Source organism: Pseudomonas sp. PAGU 2196, assembly GCF_022179005.1.
In the GTDB taxonomy this organism is placed as follows: Bacteria; Pseudomonadota; Gammaproteobacteria; order Pseudomonadales; family Pseudomonadaceae; genus Aquipseudomonas; species Aquipseudomonas kermanshahensis.
Map to the genome: position 1 here is coordinate 16,563 of NZ_BNTL01000022.1, position 16,015 is coordinate 32,577.

Here is a 16,015-nt window from a genome sequence, read left to right on the forward strand (position 1 = left end):
CAAGTGTGTGGCAGAGCGGGTGTTCAGCCCCGGTAGGCAGGCTCCTCCAGGCCTTTGACGCCGAGCTCGAAGGCAAATACCCCGCCGGCCAGCGGCTGGTCGGAGAGGTCAATGCCCGCAGGGCGGATCGAGGTGACGAACAGGGTGTCCAGGTTGGCGCCACCAAAGGCGCACATGGCCGGTTTTTTCACCGGTACATTGAGCGAGCGGTCCAGGCGGCCATCGGGGGTGAAGCGGTGGACCTGGCCGGCGTCGTTGCCGCAGATCCAGTAGCAGCCGTCCTGGTCGATGGCGGCGCCGTCGGGGCGGCCAGGGTAGGCATGCATGTCGACGAACAACCGCTTGTTGTGGGGCGTACCGCTGTCGATGTCGTAGTCGAACACCCAGATTTTCTGCACGTTGGGGTGCGAGTCCGACAGGTACATGCGCGTGCCATCGGGGCTGAAGGCCAGGCCATTGGGCACGATCATGCCGTCCTGCTGCAGGTGCAGGTGCCCTTCGCCGTCATGCCGGTACAGCGCCCCGACATGGGCGCCCTGCGGCATGTCCATCAACATGGTGCCGGCCCAGAAGCGGCCTTGGCGGTCGCAGCGCCCATCGTTGAAGCGCATGCCGCCCTGGGCATGTTCGACGGTGCTGAGCAGGCGGCTGTCGAGGCTGCCGTCGGCCTTGGGTTCGAGGTGGAAGATGCCGCTTTCCATCCCCGCGACCCACCCGTGTTCGGTGCGGGCGATGCAGGCGAGCATTTCGTCACCTTGCCACGCCTGCAGGGCCCCATTGGGCTGCCAGCGGTGCAGTGTGCGGGCAGGGATGTCGACCCAGTACAGGGCCTGTTCGGTAGGGTGCCACACAGGGCTTTCGCCGGTACCGTTGCGGGCGTCGACGATCAGTTCGCAGTTCATGGCCGTGCCTCCTGGCGCGCGGGGTCAGTTGAACGGTCCGGCCACGGCGAAGGCGCCGCCCTGATAGACCATGCTCGGGTCATCGGCGGCGGGCGCCGGTTGGGCTTCGACGGCCTCGCGGAACACCTCGGAGGTGTCTTTAGGCGCATAGCCCAGGTGCGCGGCATGGCGGTTGTCCCACCACACGGTGCGGTTGTCGGAGGCGCCATAGACGATGGTGTGGCCGACGTCGGGCGTGAACAGCCCGCGCTCGATCAGCTGGACCAGGTCGTCGTAGCTCAGCCAGGTGCAGAGCATCCGCGGGTTCTGCGGTTGCGGGAATGACGAGCCGATACGAATGCTCACCGTCTCGATGCCATAGCGATCGAAGTAGAAGCTGGCGACATCTTCGCCGTAGCATTTGGACAGCCCGTAGTAGCTGTCGGGGCGGCGCGGGGAGTGGGCGTCGATGCGCTCGTCTTGGCGGTAGAAACCGATGGTGTGGTTGGAGCTGGCGAAGATGATGCGCTTGACGCCATGCTTGCGCGCCGCCTCGTAGACGTGGAACACGCCGCAGATGTTGGGGCCGAGGATGTCTTCGAAGGAATGCTCGGTGGACACGCCACCGAAGTGGATGATGGCGTCTACGCCTTCGACCAGGGCGTGGACCGCTGCCTTGTCGGCGAGGTCGCAAGCCACCACCTCTTCATGCGGGCCCGCGGCAGGTGCCATCGGGCTGATATCGGAAAGGCGCAGGACCTCGGCGTAGCCTTGCAGGCGTTCGCGAAGGACCTTGCCCAGGCCGCCTGCGGCTCCGGTGAGCAGCAGGCGATTGAGGGGAGTTGGGGTCATGGCCGGCTCGTTGTTAGTTGTTGTAGGTTGTCGTATGACTGGGCTGAATTATCGGCAGCGGGTTCCAGAGTTGTCAATGTTAATTCTGTGACCCTGTATGCCTCATTACGGCAAACCCGCACCTACAGGCTTCACGCGGTCCGTGTAGGCGCGGGCTTGCCGCGATGGGCCGCAAAGCGGCCCCCTATTACAACAACGACAACGGATAGTTGAAGATCAACCGGTTCTCATCAAACTCGTTGTTGCTGTAATCCCGGCGAATGCTCGAGTTCCGCCACTTCACACTCAAATCCTTGAACGCCCCGCTCTGGATCACATACGCAAGCTCGGTTTCCCGCACCCACTCCTTGCCATCGGTAACAGCACCGGTGTGCACATCCTGCCCGCTGATATAACGGTTCATCAGCGTCAAACCCGGCACCCCGACGGTGACGAAGTTGAAGTCATGCCGCACCTGCCACGAGCGTTCGTTGGCATTGTCGAAACTGGAGTTGTAGCTATCGTTGGCCAGCGTCCCGCCGCTGGTGCCATTGACCCGCATCCAGGTATCGCCATCGACTTTTTGCAGCCCAACCCAGAAGGTGTTGCCGCCATACTTGGCCGAGAACATCCCCGAGTAGGTCTTGTTGTCCAGCTGCCCGGCACGCTCGGAGCCGTCTTCATCGCCATGGAAGTAGCCCAGGTTGGCGCCCAGGGTCCAGTCACCCACTGGCTGGCTGTGGCTCAGTTGCAGGTATTGCTGCTGGTAGACGTCCTTGAGCACCGCATTCCACAGCCCGACCAGCGTGCGGTCCTGGTTGAACTTGTATTCGCCGCCGACGAAGTTGAAGCGGTCCGAAAGCGCCCCGCCATAGCTCATGTCTTCCATGCTCGCGTCATTGCGCGGGCTGTTGCCACGGAACTGCCCGCCATACAGCGTCAGCCCGGCGATCTCGTTGGAGGTGACCTGCCCCCCGCGGAACGTCTGCGGCAGCGAACGGCCGTCGTCGGAGCGCAGGATCGGCAGCACCGGCATCCATTCGCCGATCTTAAGCTCGGTCTTCGATATCCGCGCCTTGCCCGCCACCGCCAGGCGCCCAAAGTCATCGGCTGGGCGCCCATCGTCGTGGCGCGGCAGCAGCCCGGTGCCGTAGGTGCCGCCACCGCCATCAAGCTTCACCGACCACATGCCCAGCACATCCACACCGAACCCCACCGGCCCCTCGGTAAAGCCCGAGCGGGCATCGAGGATGAAGCTCTGCGTCCATTCCTCGGCCTTGCTTTGCGGGTTGCTGGGGTTGGTGAAGTTGCGGTTGATGTAGAAGTTGCGCAGGCCGAGCGTGGCCTTGGCATCCTCGGCAAAGCCCGCCGCCAGCGTGGTACCCGGCAGGCTGCCGAGCATGCCGACGCCGAGCAGGGCAAAGGGAAGGGTTTGGCAGATTCTCATTATTGTTGTGCTCCACAAAAGGGTGTGGCGGCCCGTCCACCGTGCACGCGCAAGCGGCCAGCGGTAGGGGCGGGTAGGTAACGGGCCGGTCACGGCCAGGGAGGGTGAAACGGGCTTACGGCCCTAGGTGGCCGCAGGTGACGAAATCGGGAAAGGTGCAACGCGGGGGTATAGCGCGATTGAAGTCGACATGGCGATCGTCCACGGATTGTTGTTTTTGTTATGCGTTGTCGTACAACTATGGCGATTTTTATCAAGTGGTGGTGGGGATGTCAACGCTTTGTGGTGTGATGAGGGTGTTTGGAGGCTTGGGTTTTTGGTGAATACGGAAAGCTGAGGCCTCTATTCCGGGGGCAAGGGATTTTTCTGGAGGTACTATGACTGAGGGCTTGAGTGCGTCAGTGCCTGTGAGATCGAGCGCCGCCCCCGCGGCGCTCGATCTCACAGGCGCAGAAGCACTCAGGGCAGACTTCTGTGAACCCAGAGCAGCGCCTTGAATGCGGCTGGGAGCTCTCTATTCCAACCCCGCAAACACCTTCGCCAGCTTCGCCACCGCTACACGCATCTCGCCAGGCGTCAGCGCCGCAAACCCCATCAACAGGCCCGCATCATTCCTCGGCGATGCATACAAACTGCCGAGCCCCAACAGGTCGATCCCCGCCGCATGCGCCGCCCTCACTACCGCATCTTCCGGCAAGTCCTGCACGAAGTGGCAGGGCATCTGCAGCCCCCCGGCCGGAATGCTTGGCGCCAGAAACGCCCCCAAGTGCTTGTGCACAAGCTCTGCCAGCATGTCCCGGCGCGCGGCATACAGCGCCCGCATGCTCCGCACATGCGCCGTGTAGTGCCCGCCCTCCATGAACCGCGCCAGGGTCAGCTGGGCAATGGAGGCCGTATGCCCATCCTGCAGCGTGCGTGCATTGGTCATCGGCGCGACGAGAGCAGGTGGCAACAGCAAGTAGCCGATGCGCAGCCCGGCGAACAGCGACTTGGTGAACGTGCCGATGTACAGCGTGCGGTCATGCGGGTCCAGGCCCTGCACGCAGGCGGTCGGCCGGCCCTCGTAGTGGAACTCGCTGTCGTAGTCGTCTTCGATAATCCAGGCGCGCTGCTGCCTTGCCCACTCGATGGCCTGCAGGCGCCTGTCCAGCGACAATGTGGCGCCGGTGGGATATTGATGGGACGGCGTCAGAAACACCGCCCTGGCAGTGGCGGCCAACCGCGCCATGCGTTCCACCTGCAGGCCGTTTTCATCCACCGGCACGGGCACGCCTTCGAGGCCTGCTGCCGCGACGGCTTTGCGCGTGCCTTGGTAGAGCGGGTCTTCGACCAGTACCTGATCGCCCGCATCCATGAGCACCTGCGCGCATAGGCTAAGCGCCTGCTGCGAGCTGGTGAGGATCAGCACCCGGTCGGCAGACGCCTGCGCGCCCCGTTCGAGGTTAAGGTAGTCAGCGATCGCGCTGCGCAGGCAGGCCATGCCCTGTGGCGCACTGTGCTCCAATGCCTGGGTGCCAAATTCCTTGTACACCTGGCGCTCCAGCCTTTCCCAGACCGCCAGGGGGAAGTGCCGGGTCTCGGCTACTCCCGGTGCAAACGGGCGCGGCCCTTGGAAATTATTCACGCCCCCGCTCTGCAGCACGGCCATCGCCCGGCGGCTCAGTTGAGGTGGCTCATCGCAGCGCGTTTCGCGTTTTTGCTGGCGCTGTGGCAGATGCCGTGCGCGTTGCGAGACGAAGCTTCCGCTGCCCACCCGACGCTCGATGAAACCCTCGGCATGCAACTGGCTGTAAGCCGCCTCCACGGTATCCCGCGAGACGCCCAGCGACTGGGCCAATGGGCGTGAAGCCGGCAGCGATTTACCGACCGGCAGCGCGCCATCAAGGATCAATTGGCGAATCGCCCGCTGGATCCGCACATGCAACGACAACTCGCCATGGGCCGGGTCGCTCATCCAGGCTTTGACCGATTGCAGTTGTGCGTGTTTGAACATTGGTCTGGTTCGCTTGCAAAAAGTGGCGGGGCTATTCAGGCCATTCTATCGCTATAAATGCACCTGTTTTCAGACCATTCCCACATTGAAAGGGGTCCACGATGACAGTTGCACCAGCATTGATGTCAGTCCGCGAGTTGAAGCAGAGCGATTTCCCTCAATGGTCCGCCTATTGGGACCAGTACCAGGCGTTTTACAAAGTAGCGTTGAGCCAGGCCACCACCGAGCTGACCTGGGCCCGGTTTTTCGACCCGGCAGAGCCCGTGCACTGCGCCGTCGCCACGGACGGTGAGCGCATCCTCGGTTTCGTCCATTTTGTGTTCCATCGCTCGACTTGGGGGCGTAACGACTTCTGCTATCTGGAAGACCTGTACGTTTGCCCAAACGCGCGAGGGAGGCAGGTTGGCAAGCAGTTGATCGAGTACGTTCAGGGCCAGGCACGGGAGAAACAGTGCGACCGGCTGTACTGGCATACCCAGGAAACCAACCAGACCGCACAGCGGCTGTACGACTGGATTGCTGAAAAGCCGGGGGTAATCGAGTACCGGATGGCTTGTTAGCACGCAAAAAAAAGGCTGCCCATTGGCAGCCTTCTCGATGCTCAGCCCGGACAATCAGTCCCAGCTCAACGCCCCACCAGTCTGATACTCAATCACACGCGTCTCAAAGAAGTTCTTCTCCTTCTTCAAGTCCATGATCTCGCTCATCCACGGGAACGGGTTGGTGGTGCCTGGGTACTCTTCCTTCAGGCCAATCTGGGTCAGGCGACGGTTGGCGATGAACTTGAGGTAGTCCTCCATCATCGCTGCGTTCATGCCCAGTACACCGCGCGGCATGGTATCGCGGGCGTATTCGATCTCCAGCTGGGTCCCTTGCAGGATCATCTGGGTCGCTTCTTCTTTCATCGAGGCATCCCACAGGTGCGGGTTCTCGATCTTGATCTGGTTGATCACGTCGATACCGAAGTTCAGGTGCATCGACTCGTCACGCAGGATGTACTGGAACTGCTCGGCAACGCCGGTCATCTTGTTGCGGCGGCCCATCGACAGGATCTGGGTGAAGCCGCAGTAGAAGAAGATGCCTTCCAGCACGCAGTAGTAGGCGATCAGGTTGCGCAGCAGCTCTTTGTCGGTTTCCGGGGTGCCGGTGTTGAATTCCGGGTCGGAGATGGCGCGGGTGTACTTCAGGCCCCAGGCGGCTTTCTTCGCGACCGACGGGATCTCGTGGTACATGTTGAAGATCTCGCCTTCATCCATGCCCAGCGACTCGATGCAGTACTGGTAGGCGTGGGTGTGGATCGCCTCTTCGAAGGCCTGGCGCAGGATGTACTGGCGGCACTCCGGGTTGGTGATCAGGCGGTACACGGCCAGGGCCAGGTTGTTGGCAACCAGGGAGTCGGCGGTGGAGAAGAAGCCCAGGTTACGCATGACGATGCGGCGCTCGTCTTCGGTCAGGCCGTCCTGGCTCTTCCACAGGGCGATGTCGGCGGTCATGTTGACCTCTTGCGGCATCCAGTGGTTGGCGCAGCCGTCGAGGTACTTCTGCCAGGCCCAGTCGTATTTGAATGGCACCAGCTGGTTGAGGTCGGCGCGGCAGTTGATCATGCGCTTTTCATCGACCGCAACGCGGGCGGCAGAGCCTTCCAGCTCGGCCAAGCCTTCGGCAACGTCGAGGGCGTCGAGGGCAGCTTTGGCGCGTTTTACGGCTTCGGAGTCAGAAGCGGTAGCGGCACGGGCTTCCAGGGCGGCGGCACCGCCGGCGCTGTCGAGCTTGTCGAGGGTGGCAGCGGCGTTGGCCTGCGCAGGGGTGTTGCCTTTGGCGGCTACTTCGCCGTCTTCCTTGTCGAATTCGTCCCAGCTCAGCATGGTTTGGCTCCTGCTTGAGGGTCGCCCTCAGGCAACCGGTTGGATTTTAAGAATGTGATGCCTGACGCAAGGCCGTTACGGCGAATGGACAGCTCGAGAGGCTGACTCTCGTTACATCTGGATGTGCTTGTGCCTGGCCAGGCCTCACAGAGGGGCCAGGGACTTGAAAGGTGCCCTTTTCAGAGGGGGCGCAGTATACCGGAATTCGCCTTCGATCGGGGTGCGAGTCTGGCCGGCGAGGGTAACTTTTTCGACCGGTTTAGCGCGCATCCGTTCACCAAGGGTGTGCCGTTCGTTCGGGCAAGAGTGTAGCCGCTAAACGAAGGTTTGGCACTATATGTTGTGGTTTTTTGTTTTCTAAACACTGTATATGGGGTTATGCGTCGTGTAGGAGCAGCCTTGTGCTGCGAAGAGGCCGGCGCAAGCACAGCACATTTCGCTGGCATAACCGGCCTCTTCGCAGCACAAGGCTGCTCCTACACAGCGTGTGTTAGCTGCACTGCTTGCGCAGGGTCTCGACCACATGTGTCTTGGGGTGCTTGCGTGCTTCTTCGACCGAGGTGAAGCGGCCGGTTGCAGCATTGCGACCAATTTTGCGAGTTGCCACTTTTTTCCGCGCCATGGGGTACATCCTTTTTTTGAGAGGTCCTGCTCTTTTACCGAGCCGCGCGAGCGGTGGGCAAAGGGCAAGGCTTCTCTGGAACGCGGATACAAAAATGCCGCAAGGGGCACCCGTGGGCACCCCTTGCGGCATCAGGCCTTACTGGCAGGCTTCGCAGTCAGGCTCGTCGATCGCACACGCCTTTGGCACAGGTGCCGGGCCGGCGGCCTGAACCGGGGCGCTGTCGCCGCCGCTGGAAACGGCGTTGAGCTTGCCGGTGTTGATGGTCGACTTCTCGGTGCTGGTCGCAGCCAGGGCACGGAGGTAGTAGGTGGTTTTCAGACCACGGTACCAGGCCATGCGGTAGGTCACGTCCAGCTTCTTGCCCGAAGCGCCAGCGATGTACAGGTTCAGCGACTGAGCCTGGTCGATCCACTTCTGGCGACGCGAGGCAGCATCGACGATCCACTTGGTCTCGACTTCGAACGCGGTGGCGTACAGGTCTTTCAGCTCTTGCGGGATACGCTCGATCTGCTGCACCGAACCGTCATAGTACTTCAGGTCGTTGATCATTACCGAGTCCCACAGGCCGCGGGCTTTCAGGTCGCGAACCAGGTACGGGTTGATCACGGTGAATTCGCCCGACAGGTTCGATTTCACGTACAGGTTCTGGTAGGTCGGCTCGATGGACTGCGACACGCCAGTGATGTTGGCGATGGTCGCGGTCGGCGCGATGGCCATGATGTTCGAGTTACGAATACCTTTTTGTACGCGAGCACGCACCGGCGCCCAGTCCAGGGTCTCGTTCAGGTCGACGTCGATGTACTTCTGGCCACGGGCCTCGATCAGGATCTGTTGCGAATCCAGCGGCAGGATGCCTTTGGACCACAGCGAACCCTGGAAGGTCTCGTAGGCGCCACGCTCGTCGGCCAGGTCGCAGGACGCCTGGATCGCGAAGTAGCTGACCGCTTCCATCGACTTGTCGGCGAACTCGACCGCAGCGTCGGAACCGTAGGCGATGTGCTGCAGGTACAGTGCGTCCTGGAAGCCCATGATGCCCAGGCCAACAGGGCGGTGCTTGAGGTTCGAGTTACGCGCTTGCGGCACCGAGTAGTAGTTGATGTCGATCACGTTGTCGAGCATGCGCACGGCGGTGTTCACGGTGCGTTGCAGTTTGGCGGTGTCCAGCTTGCCATCGACGATGTGGTTCGGCAGGTTGATCGAGCCCAGGTTGCAGACCGCGATCTCGTCCTTGTTGGTGTTCAGGGTGATCTCGGTGCACAGGTTCGAGCTGTGGACCACGCCCACGTGCTGCTGCGGCGAACGCAGGTTGCACGGGTCCTTGAAGGTCAGCCATGGGTGGCCGGTCTCGAACAGCATCGACAGCATCTTGCGCCACAGGTCTTTGGCCTGGATGGTCTTGAACACCTTGATCTTGTTGTACTCGGTCAGGGCTTCGTAGTACTCGTAGCGCTCTTCGAAGGCCTTGCCGGTCAGGTCGTGCAGATCAGGCACTTCCGATGGCGAGAACAGGGTCCACTTGCCGTCATCGAAGACGCGCTTCATGAACAGGTCAGGGATCCAGTTGGCGGTGTTCATGTCGTGGGTACGACGACGATCATCACCGGTGTTCTTGCGCAGCTCGATGAATTCTTCGATGTCCAGGTGCCAGGTTTCCAGGTAGGCACAGACAGCGCCCTTGCGCTTGCCGCCCTGGTTGACCGCAACGGCGGTGTCGTTGACCACTTTCAAGAAGGGTACGACGCCCTGGGATTTACCGTTGGTGCCCTTGATGTAGGAGCCCAGTGCACGCACAGGGGTCCAGTCGTTGCCCAGGCCACCGGCGAATTTCGACAGCATGGCGTTGTCGTGGATCGCGTGGTAGATGCCCGACAGGTCGTCCGGCACGGTGGTCAGGTAGCAGCTGGACAGCTGCGGGCGCAGGGTACCGGCGTTGAACAGGGTCGGGGTCGAGGCCATGTAGTCGAAGGACGACAACAGGTTGTAGAACTCGATCGCACGGGCTTCTTTTTCTTTCTCTTCCAGCGCCAGGCCCATGGCCACACGCATGAAGAATACCTGTGGCAGCTCGAAGCGCACGCCATCCTTGTGGATGAAGTAGCGGTCGTACAGGGTCTGCAGGCCCAGGTAGGTGAACTGCTGGTCGCGCTCGTGGTTGATCGCCTTGCCCAGTTTTTCCAGGTCGAAGTCGGCCAGGGCCGGGTTCAGCAGCTCGAACTCGATACCTTTGGCGACGTAGGCTGGCAGCGCCTTGGCGTACAGCTCGGCCATCTCGTGGTGGGTAGCGCTGTCGGCAACGCTGAGGAAGCCCAGGCCTTCGGCACGCAGGGTGTCCATCAGCAGGCGGGCGGTGACGAACGAGTAGTTCGGCTCGCGCTCGACCAGGGTACGGGCGGTCATCACCAGGGCGGTGTTTACGTCCTTGATGGCCACGCCGTCGTACAGGTTCTTCAGGGTTTCGCGCTGGATCAGGTCGCCATCGACTTCGGCCAGGCCTTCGCAGGCTTCGCTGATGATGGTGTTCAGGCGCGCCATGTCCAGCGGCGCCAGGCTGCCGTCGGCCAGGGTGATGCGGATGCTTGGGTGCGGCTCGACCACGGCGTCGGTGTTGGCGCGGGTGGCGCGCTCTTTTGCACGCTGGTCGCGGTAGATCACGTAGTCGCGGGCGACTTTTTGCTCACCGGCACGCATCAGGGCCAGTTCGACTTGGTCCTGGATTTCTTCGATGTGGATGGTGCCACCCGATGGCATGCGACGCTTGAACGTGGCAGTGACCTGCTCGGTCAGCCGCGCGACAGTGTCGTGGATACGCGACGAGGCGGCGGCGGTGCCGCCTTCAACTGCGAGGAACGCCTTGGTGATGGCCACGGTGATCTTGTCGTCGGTGTAGGGGACGACAGTGCCGTTGCGCTTGATCACGCGCAGTTGGCCGGGGGCGGTGGCAGCCAGATCCTGGTTGGAATCGGCGGCCTGCGGCACCTGGGCCTGCGGGTTCTCGCGAGTTGTGTCGGTTTGCATGGGTGGGTGTCTCCACAGTTTCTATATTGTACAGGCGCCTTTTGGGCGCCCACCGTTCCGTCCACTTGCTCGATTACCCGTGCGGGGATGCGTCATGCGCGCGCATCCGCCCGCTCGGGCGTACCGACTTCGGGACAGACTCAGGAATAAGGGGCAATAGCTTGCCGCTCCCTGGCCGAAGTCAAAGGTTTTGGGCAGTACCCAAAAGCTGTTGCAGTTCAGTAGTCCGCTGGAGCGGTATGGCTGGTCAAATCACCTGAAGTTCAACCGGAAAATCGAATAATTTGCCGGGTTGACTTTTGTGTGTGATTTTGCACGAACCCCAACATGTAGTGGTTCGCTGCGATCGGGATACAAGATAATGCGGTATCAGGGTCTTTGCAAGGCGAGCGCCTGTGGATAAGTTGTGCGTACTTTGTGGGTATGGCCTGTAGGCCTTGTGCCAAGTGGTTTGCAGTATTTTTCTTCAGCGCGCTGCCCCAAGGCAGAATTTTGAGGGCGCGAACCCTACCACAAAAAACGGTTCAGTCCAGTGGCGAGTGCGGTACTGCAGGTCGGTTGGCAGTGCTCAGGGCGGAACGTAGTATCGGCGATAGAAAAACAACAATTGAAAGGCAAAGGCCATGGACCAACCCACCCCCCGCATCCTCATCGTCGAAGACGACCAGCGCCTGGCCGAGCTCACGGCCGAATACCTCCAGGCCAACGGCTTCGAGGTGGCCGTCGAGGGCGATGGCGGCCGCGCGGTGCGACGCATTGTCGACAGCCAGCCTGACCTGGTGATTCTCGACCTCATGCTCCCCGGTGAAGACGGCCTGAGCATCTGCCGCCGGGTGCGCGTCCAATATGCTGGCCCGATCCTCATGCTCACCGCCCGCAGCGACGAACTCGACCAAGTGCAGGGCTTGGACCTGGGCGCCGACGACTATGTGTGCAAGCCAGTGCGCCCGCGCGTGTTGCTGGCGCGTATCCAGGCCCTGCTGCGGCGCAGCGAAGCGCCCGAAAGCAAGCGCTTGGACCTGGCCTTCGGCCCGCTGCGCATCGACAACCGCCTGCGCGAAGCGCGGCTGGGCGAGCAACTGATAGACCTGACCGGCGCCGAATTCGACCTGCTCTGGCTGCTGGCCAGCAACGCCGGCCGGGTTTTGTCGCGCGAGCAGATCTTCACCGCCCTGCGCGGTGTCGGCTACGACGGCCAGGACCGCTCCATCGATGTGCGCATTTCCAAGATCCGCCCCAAGATCGGTGACGACCCGATCCACCCACGCCTGATCAAGACCCTGCGCAGCAAGGGTTACCTGTTCGTCGGCGAGGCGCCATGAACAACTCGATCTTTCTGCGCATCTATGGCGGCATGCTCGCCGTGCTGGTGCTGGTGGCGCTGCTCGGGGTACTCAGCCTGCACCTGGTCAACGAAGTGCGCGCCGCCCAGCACCGCGAGGGCCTGGCCCAAGGCACTTTCAGCCTGATGGCCGACAACCTGGCCGTGCAGAACGAAACCGAACGCAAGCGCTCATTGCTGATGTGGGAGCGCCTGCTTGGGGTGCCGTTGGCGCTGCAGCCGATGTCGGCGCGCACCCTTGACGGTGGCCAGCGGGCCCGGTTGTATCGCGGCCTGGTGGTGGTCGAAAAGACCGGCCCGCACGCCGCCCAGGTGCTGCGCAAGGTTGGCCGCGAGGATGTACTGCTGGTGGCCCAGATCAAGCAGGTCAGCGAGCAGTTGGCCCGGGCCACGCTTTACCTGTTGGCGGACGAGCTGGTGCGTTACCCGGTGACCGAGCAGCAGCAGCGCCTTGCGCAACTCAAGCAGAGCAAGGGGTTTGGTTTCGACATCGCCCTGCAACGGCTGGAGCGGGTCGGCTTGGATGACGACCAGCGGCGGCGGGTAGAGGAGGGCGATACGGTCATGGCCCTGGGCAAGGATGGCGATTCGATCCGGGTGTTCTCCGGGCTCTCGGGGTCACCCTGGGTGCTGGAAATCGGCCCGTTGCATCAGCTCAACCCGTACCCGCCGCAGTTGCTGATCCTGATTGCCTTTCTCGGGCTGTGCCTGATCGGGCTGGTGGTGTATTTGCTGGTGCGCCAGCTGGAGCGGCGTGTGTCGGGCCTGGAGATTGCGGCCACGCGTATTGCCCAGGGTAGCCTGGACACCCGTGTGCCGGCCGGTGACGCCGATTCGGTTGGGCGCCTGGCTGCAGCATTCAATGGCATGGCCGAGCACCTGCAGCGCTCGTTGACCATGCAGCGCGAGCTGGTGCGGGCGGTGTCCCACGAGCTGCGCACACCGGTGGCGCGCCTGCGTTTTGGCCTGGAGATGATCGAGACCGCGAGTACCGACCAAGCCCGCGCCAAGCACCTGGCCGGCATGGATGGCGACATCCAGGACCTGGACAAACTGGTCGACGAGATGCTGACTTACGCGCGCCTTGAGCAAGGTGCGCCGGCGCTGAAATTCCAGCGGGTCGACCTTGATGCCTTGTTTGACCGGGTGATCGAGGAACTGGCACCGCTGCGGGCCGGCATCAAGGTGGTACGCGGTGCTTGCCAAGGGGCTGAAACCGATGGGGCCTGGGTCGAGGCCGAGCCGCGCTACCTGCACCGGGCGCTGCAGAACCTGGTGAGCAACGCCATGCGCCATGCCGAAGGCGAAGTTCGGCTCAGTTACCAACTGGGGCAGCAACGCTGCAGGGTCGATGTGGAAGATGACGGGCCAGGCATCCCGGAGGGCGTTTGGGACCGCATCTTCACGCCCTTCACCCGGCTCGACGACAGCCGCACCCGGGCATCCGGCGGGCATGGGTTGGGCCTGTCGATCGTTCGGCGGATTATCTACTGGCACGCTGGCAGGGCCACGGTAGGGCGCAGCGAGGCGCTGGGCGGCGCCTGCTTCAGCCTCAGCTGGCCGCGGGCACAGGCGCCCCAGTAAAGGTCAGACGCTGATCAGGCTCAGCAGGTGGCCGTCCTGAAGGCAGAACTGGCCCTGCAGTTCACTGCCGCGTTGCCATTCGGGCGACAGGTCGGTGAGCAGGCGCAGGCGGGCCGAACCCTCGGCGGACCACTCCAGCACTTCGGCGTGCTCGAAATAGAAACGCTGGCGAGTCAGCGGGTAGAGGGTCTTGAACAGGCTTTCTTTGAGCGAAAAGGTCAGCGTCACTGTCAGCCCGAGCTGGCGGCGGTCCAGGCGCTCAAGTTCGGCGGGGGTGAGGATTTCCGCCATCAGGCGCTCGGCGCGTTCGTCATCCAGCAGCGACTCCTGATCCAGGCCCAGGCCGCGGCAGCTGCCTTGGCCCGCGACAACGGCGGCGGCCCAGCCTTTGCCATGGGTGATCGAGCCGTGGATGCCGGCCGGCCAGATGGGCGAGCGGTCTTCGTGGGTGCCCGGCACAAAGTCGCGGCCATCCAGGCGTTGCAAGGCGGCGCGGGCGCAGACACGGCCGGCCAGGTACTCGGCCTGGCGCTTGGCTACCGAGCGTTGCAGGCTGGCGCTTTGTGCAATGCCGGCACGCTGGAAGTCGTCGGCAGCCAGGTGGGCCGGGTCGAAGGCACAGCTGACCAGCACTGCACCCGGCAACGGGCGGGGCAGGGGCCAGTGGTGCTGAAGTGGGGAGCAGCAGGTGGGAAGTGTGTTCATGGGGGCTATTGTGCCAGCCGCGACGGCTGTGTGGGAGCGGCCTTGCGTCGCGATGGGCCGCAAAGCGGCCCCGGCGATCGTTACTTGAACACGTTCTTGAAGAAGGCCTGCATATCCGCCCATGAGCTTTCATCGGCTGCCTTGTTGTAACCAATGTCCGGCCCACCATGTTCGCCATGGCTCAAACGGTCGGCGTCCGGGTTGGTGAAGCCATGCTTGGCCCCGGGGATGCTGACGAATTTGTAGTTGACCTTGGCCGCGTCCATTTCCGCCTTGAACGCTTCGACCTGTTGTTCGGTGACCATGCTGTCCGCCGCGCCGTGCTCGACCAGTATGTCGGCCCTGACCACGCCCGGCTTGGCTGGCGTCTGGGTGGCCAGCGCGCCATGGAAACTCACCACGCCATCGAGTTTTTCTCCCCGACGAGCCGCATCGAGCACCACCTTGCCGCCGAAGCAGTAACCCACGGCGCCCAGTTGGTGCTTGTTGACGTTCGGCTGTTTTTTCAGCAACTCCAGGCCAGCGTCGAAGCGCGCGGCCGCCGCAGCCGGGTCTTTCATCGCTTCGGCCATGAACGCCTGAGCATCCTGTGGATGCTCGGTGTGCTTGCCATCGCCGTACATGTCGATCGCTAGCGCTTTGTAGCCCAAGGCTGCCAGGTCGCGGGCGCGGCGCTTGGCATAGTCGTTCAGGCCCCACCACTCATGCACCACGACGATGCCCGGGCGTTTGTCGTCCAGCGCATCGTCATAGGCGTAGTAGCCGACATAGCGCTTGCCATCGTCGTCCTGGTAGGGGATCTCGCGGGTCACTACCGCCGCCTGGGCGAGGGCGGCGCTGCACATCAAGGTCAGGGCCAGCAGGGCGCGCATGTTTACTACTCCTTGTCTTGCAGACAGTTCGTTCAGCCCTGGTTCAGCCAGGGTTCAGTCACGGTTCAGGGTGCCCTCCTTACTCTAGCTTCCAGACAGAAACAGCGCATCCAACTGGAGTACGAAGCCATGAAAACCTTCAACACCTTGCTCGCCGCCATGGCCGTCTGCGCCGCAGGCATCACCACCGCCCAGGCTGCCGACGAAAACTTCGCCAGCCTGACCTACGGCCAGACCAGCGATAAAGTCCGCAAGTCGGGCCTGTTGCAACGCAACACCGACAACCTGAACGCCGACGGCATCATCGGCAAGGACGACACCTGGGGCGTGCGCGTGGGTAAGATCAACGACCAGGGTCGCTACTACATGACCTACGATAACGTCTCTGGTGACCACAGCGGCCTCAAGTTGCGCCAGGAAAACCTGCTGGGCAGCTATGACCTATTCCTGCCGGTGGGCGATACCACCAAACTGTTCGGTGGCGGCAGCCTGGGCATGACCAAGCTGACCCAGGATTCCCCAGGTGCCAGCCGTGATACCGACTATGGCTACGCGGTGGGCCTGCAGGCAGGTGTGATCCAGGAGATCACCGACAAGGCATCGGTGGAGATGGGCTACCGTTACCTGCGCACCAATGCTGCAACCGAGGTGGGCGCCAGCGGCGGGCCGAAAGACGGCACCCTGCGCCTGACCAGCAGTGCACAAACGTACCTGTCGGCGAACTACAAGTTCTGAGGTAGTTGTTATCCTGCACTGGCCTCTTCGCAGCACAAGGCTGCTCCTACAGGCACAGTGGTTGCCCGATGTAGGAGCAGCCTTGTGCTGCGAAGAGGCCGGCACAGGCCATATAAACAA

The 16,015-nt window shown here is 62.5% G+C and carries 13 protein-coding genes; 4 read left to right on the top strand and 9 right to left on the bottom strand.

Annotated elements, in window-relative coordinates; translation table 11 throughout:
* Window positions 1-23 precede the first annotated feature (23 nt).
* The 4 genes from MFF34_RS18860 to MFF34_RS18875 all read right to left on the bottom strand — a co-directional run bounded on the left by MFF34_RS18860 (window position 24) and on the right by MFF34_RS18875 (window position 5,152).
* Window positions 24-902 carry an SMP-30/gluconolactonase/LRE family protein gene (locus MFF34_RS18860; RefSeq protein ID WP_238215808.1) on the bottom strand — a complete coding sequence of 293 codons (879 nt, stop codon included), beginning with the start codon at window positions 900-902 and terminating at the stop codon, window positions 24-26.
* Window positions 903-926: 24 nt separating this feature from the next.
* A complete protein-coding gene (locus MFF34_RS18865; RefSeq protein WP_027594703.1) occupies window positions 927-1,733 on the bottom strand; it encodes an NAD(P)-dependent oxidoreductase in 807 nt (268 codons plus the stop codon).
* Between the two features lie 187 nt (window positions 1,734-1,920).
* Window positions 1,921-3,159, bottom strand: a complete 1,239-nt coding sequence (locus tag MFF34_RS18870; RefSeq protein WP_238215810.1) for an OprD family porin — start codon at window positions 3,157-3,159, stop codon at window positions 1,921-1,923.
* A gap of 514 nt (window positions 3,160-3,673) precedes the next feature.
* Window positions 3,674-5,152, bottom strand: a complete 1,479-nt coding sequence (locus MFF34_RS18875; protein WP_238215812.1) for a PLP-dependent aminotransferase family protein — start codon at window positions 5,150-5,152, stop codon at window positions 3,674-3,676.
* A 101-nt stretch (window positions 5,153-5,253) separates the two neighbouring features.
* On the opposite strand from MFF34_RS18875, the gene MFF34_RS18880 reads away from it, so the two are divergent.
* A complete protein-coding gene (locus tag MFF34_RS18880; RefSeq protein ID WP_238215814.1) occupies window positions 5,254-5,712 on the top strand; it encodes a GNAT family N-acetyltransferase in 459 nt (152 codons plus the stop codon).
* Between the two features lie 54 nt (window positions 5,713-5,766).
* Here the strand turns inward: MFF34_RS18880 and MFF34_RS18885 are convergent, their stop codons facing one another.
* The 3 genes from MFF34_RS18885 to MFF34_RS18890 form a co-directional block, all read right to left on the bottom strand.
* Window positions 5,767-7,017, bottom strand: coding sequence for a ribonucleotide-diphosphate reductase subunit beta (locus MFF34_RS18885; protein WP_027594698.1), 1,251 nt, complete (start codon window positions 7,015-7,017; stop codon window positions 5,767-5,769).
* A gap of 490 nt (window positions 7,018-7,507) precedes the next feature.
* Complete coding sequence (locus MFF34_RS28115) at window positions 7,508-7,639, bottom strand: hypothetical protein (protein WP_283236624.1); 132 nt, start codon at window positions 7,637-7,639, stop codon at window positions 7,508-7,510.
* Window positions 7,640-7,777: 138 nt separating this feature from the next.
* The gene (locus MFF34_RS18890; protein WP_027594697.1) at window positions 7,778-10,657 is read right to left on the bottom strand and encodes a ribonucleoside-diphosphate reductase subunit alpha; all 2,880 of its coding nucleotides are present in this window, start codon (window positions 10,655-10,657) and stop codon (window positions 7,778-7,780) included.
* Between the two features lie 623 nt (window positions 10,658-11,280).
* On the opposite strand from MFF34_RS18890, the gene MFF34_RS18895 reads away from it, so the two are divergent.
* Both MFF34_RS18895 and MFF34_RS18900 read left to right on the top strand, forming a co-directional pair.
* The gene (locus MFF34_RS18895; protein ID WP_238215816.1) at window positions 11,281-11,979 is read left to right on the top strand and encodes a response regulator transcription factor; all 699 of its coding nucleotides are present in this window, start codon (window positions 11,281-11,283) and stop codon (window positions 11,977-11,979) included.
* Window positions 11,976-13,583, top strand: a complete 1,608-nt coding sequence (locus tag MFF34_RS18900) for an ATP-binding protein (protein WP_099430221.1) — start codon at window positions 11,976-11,978, stop codon at window positions 13,581-13,583. The genes MFF34_RS18895 and MFF34_RS18900 overlap by 4 nt, the downstream gene beginning before the upstream one ends.
* A gap of 3 nt (window positions 13,584-13,586) precedes the next feature.
* Here MFF34_RS18900 and MFF34_RS18905 read toward each other — a convergent pair whose 3' ends face one another.
* Together MFF34_RS18905 and MFF34_RS18910 are read right to left on the bottom strand one after the other, a co-directional pair.
* Window positions 13,587-14,288: a 4'-phosphopantetheinyl transferase gene (locus MFF34_RS18905; RefSeq protein ID WP_099430220.1), complete on the bottom strand. Its 702-nt coding sequence runs from the start codon at window positions 14,286-14,288 to the stop codon at window positions 13,587-13,589.
* A gap of 80 nt (window positions 14,289-14,368) precedes the next feature.
* The gene (locus tag MFF34_RS18910; protein ID WP_099430219.1) at window positions 14,369-15,160 is read right to left on the bottom strand and encodes a dienelactone hydrolase family protein; all 792 of its coding nucleotides are present in this window, start codon (window positions 15,158-15,160) and stop codon (window positions 14,369-14,371) included.
* A gap of 129 nt (window positions 15,161-15,289) precedes the next feature.
* Here MFF34_RS18910 and MFF34_RS18915 point away from each other — a divergent pair, with 129 nt between their 5' ends.
* Window positions 15,290-15,895 (top strand): outer membrane beta-barrel protein, encoded by a 606-nt coding sequence (locus tag MFF34_RS18915; protein ID WP_027594692.1) that lies wholly within the window; start codon window positions 15,290-15,292, stop codon window positions 15,893-15,895.
* The last annotated feature ends 120 nt before the right edge of the window (window positions 15,896-16,015 follow it).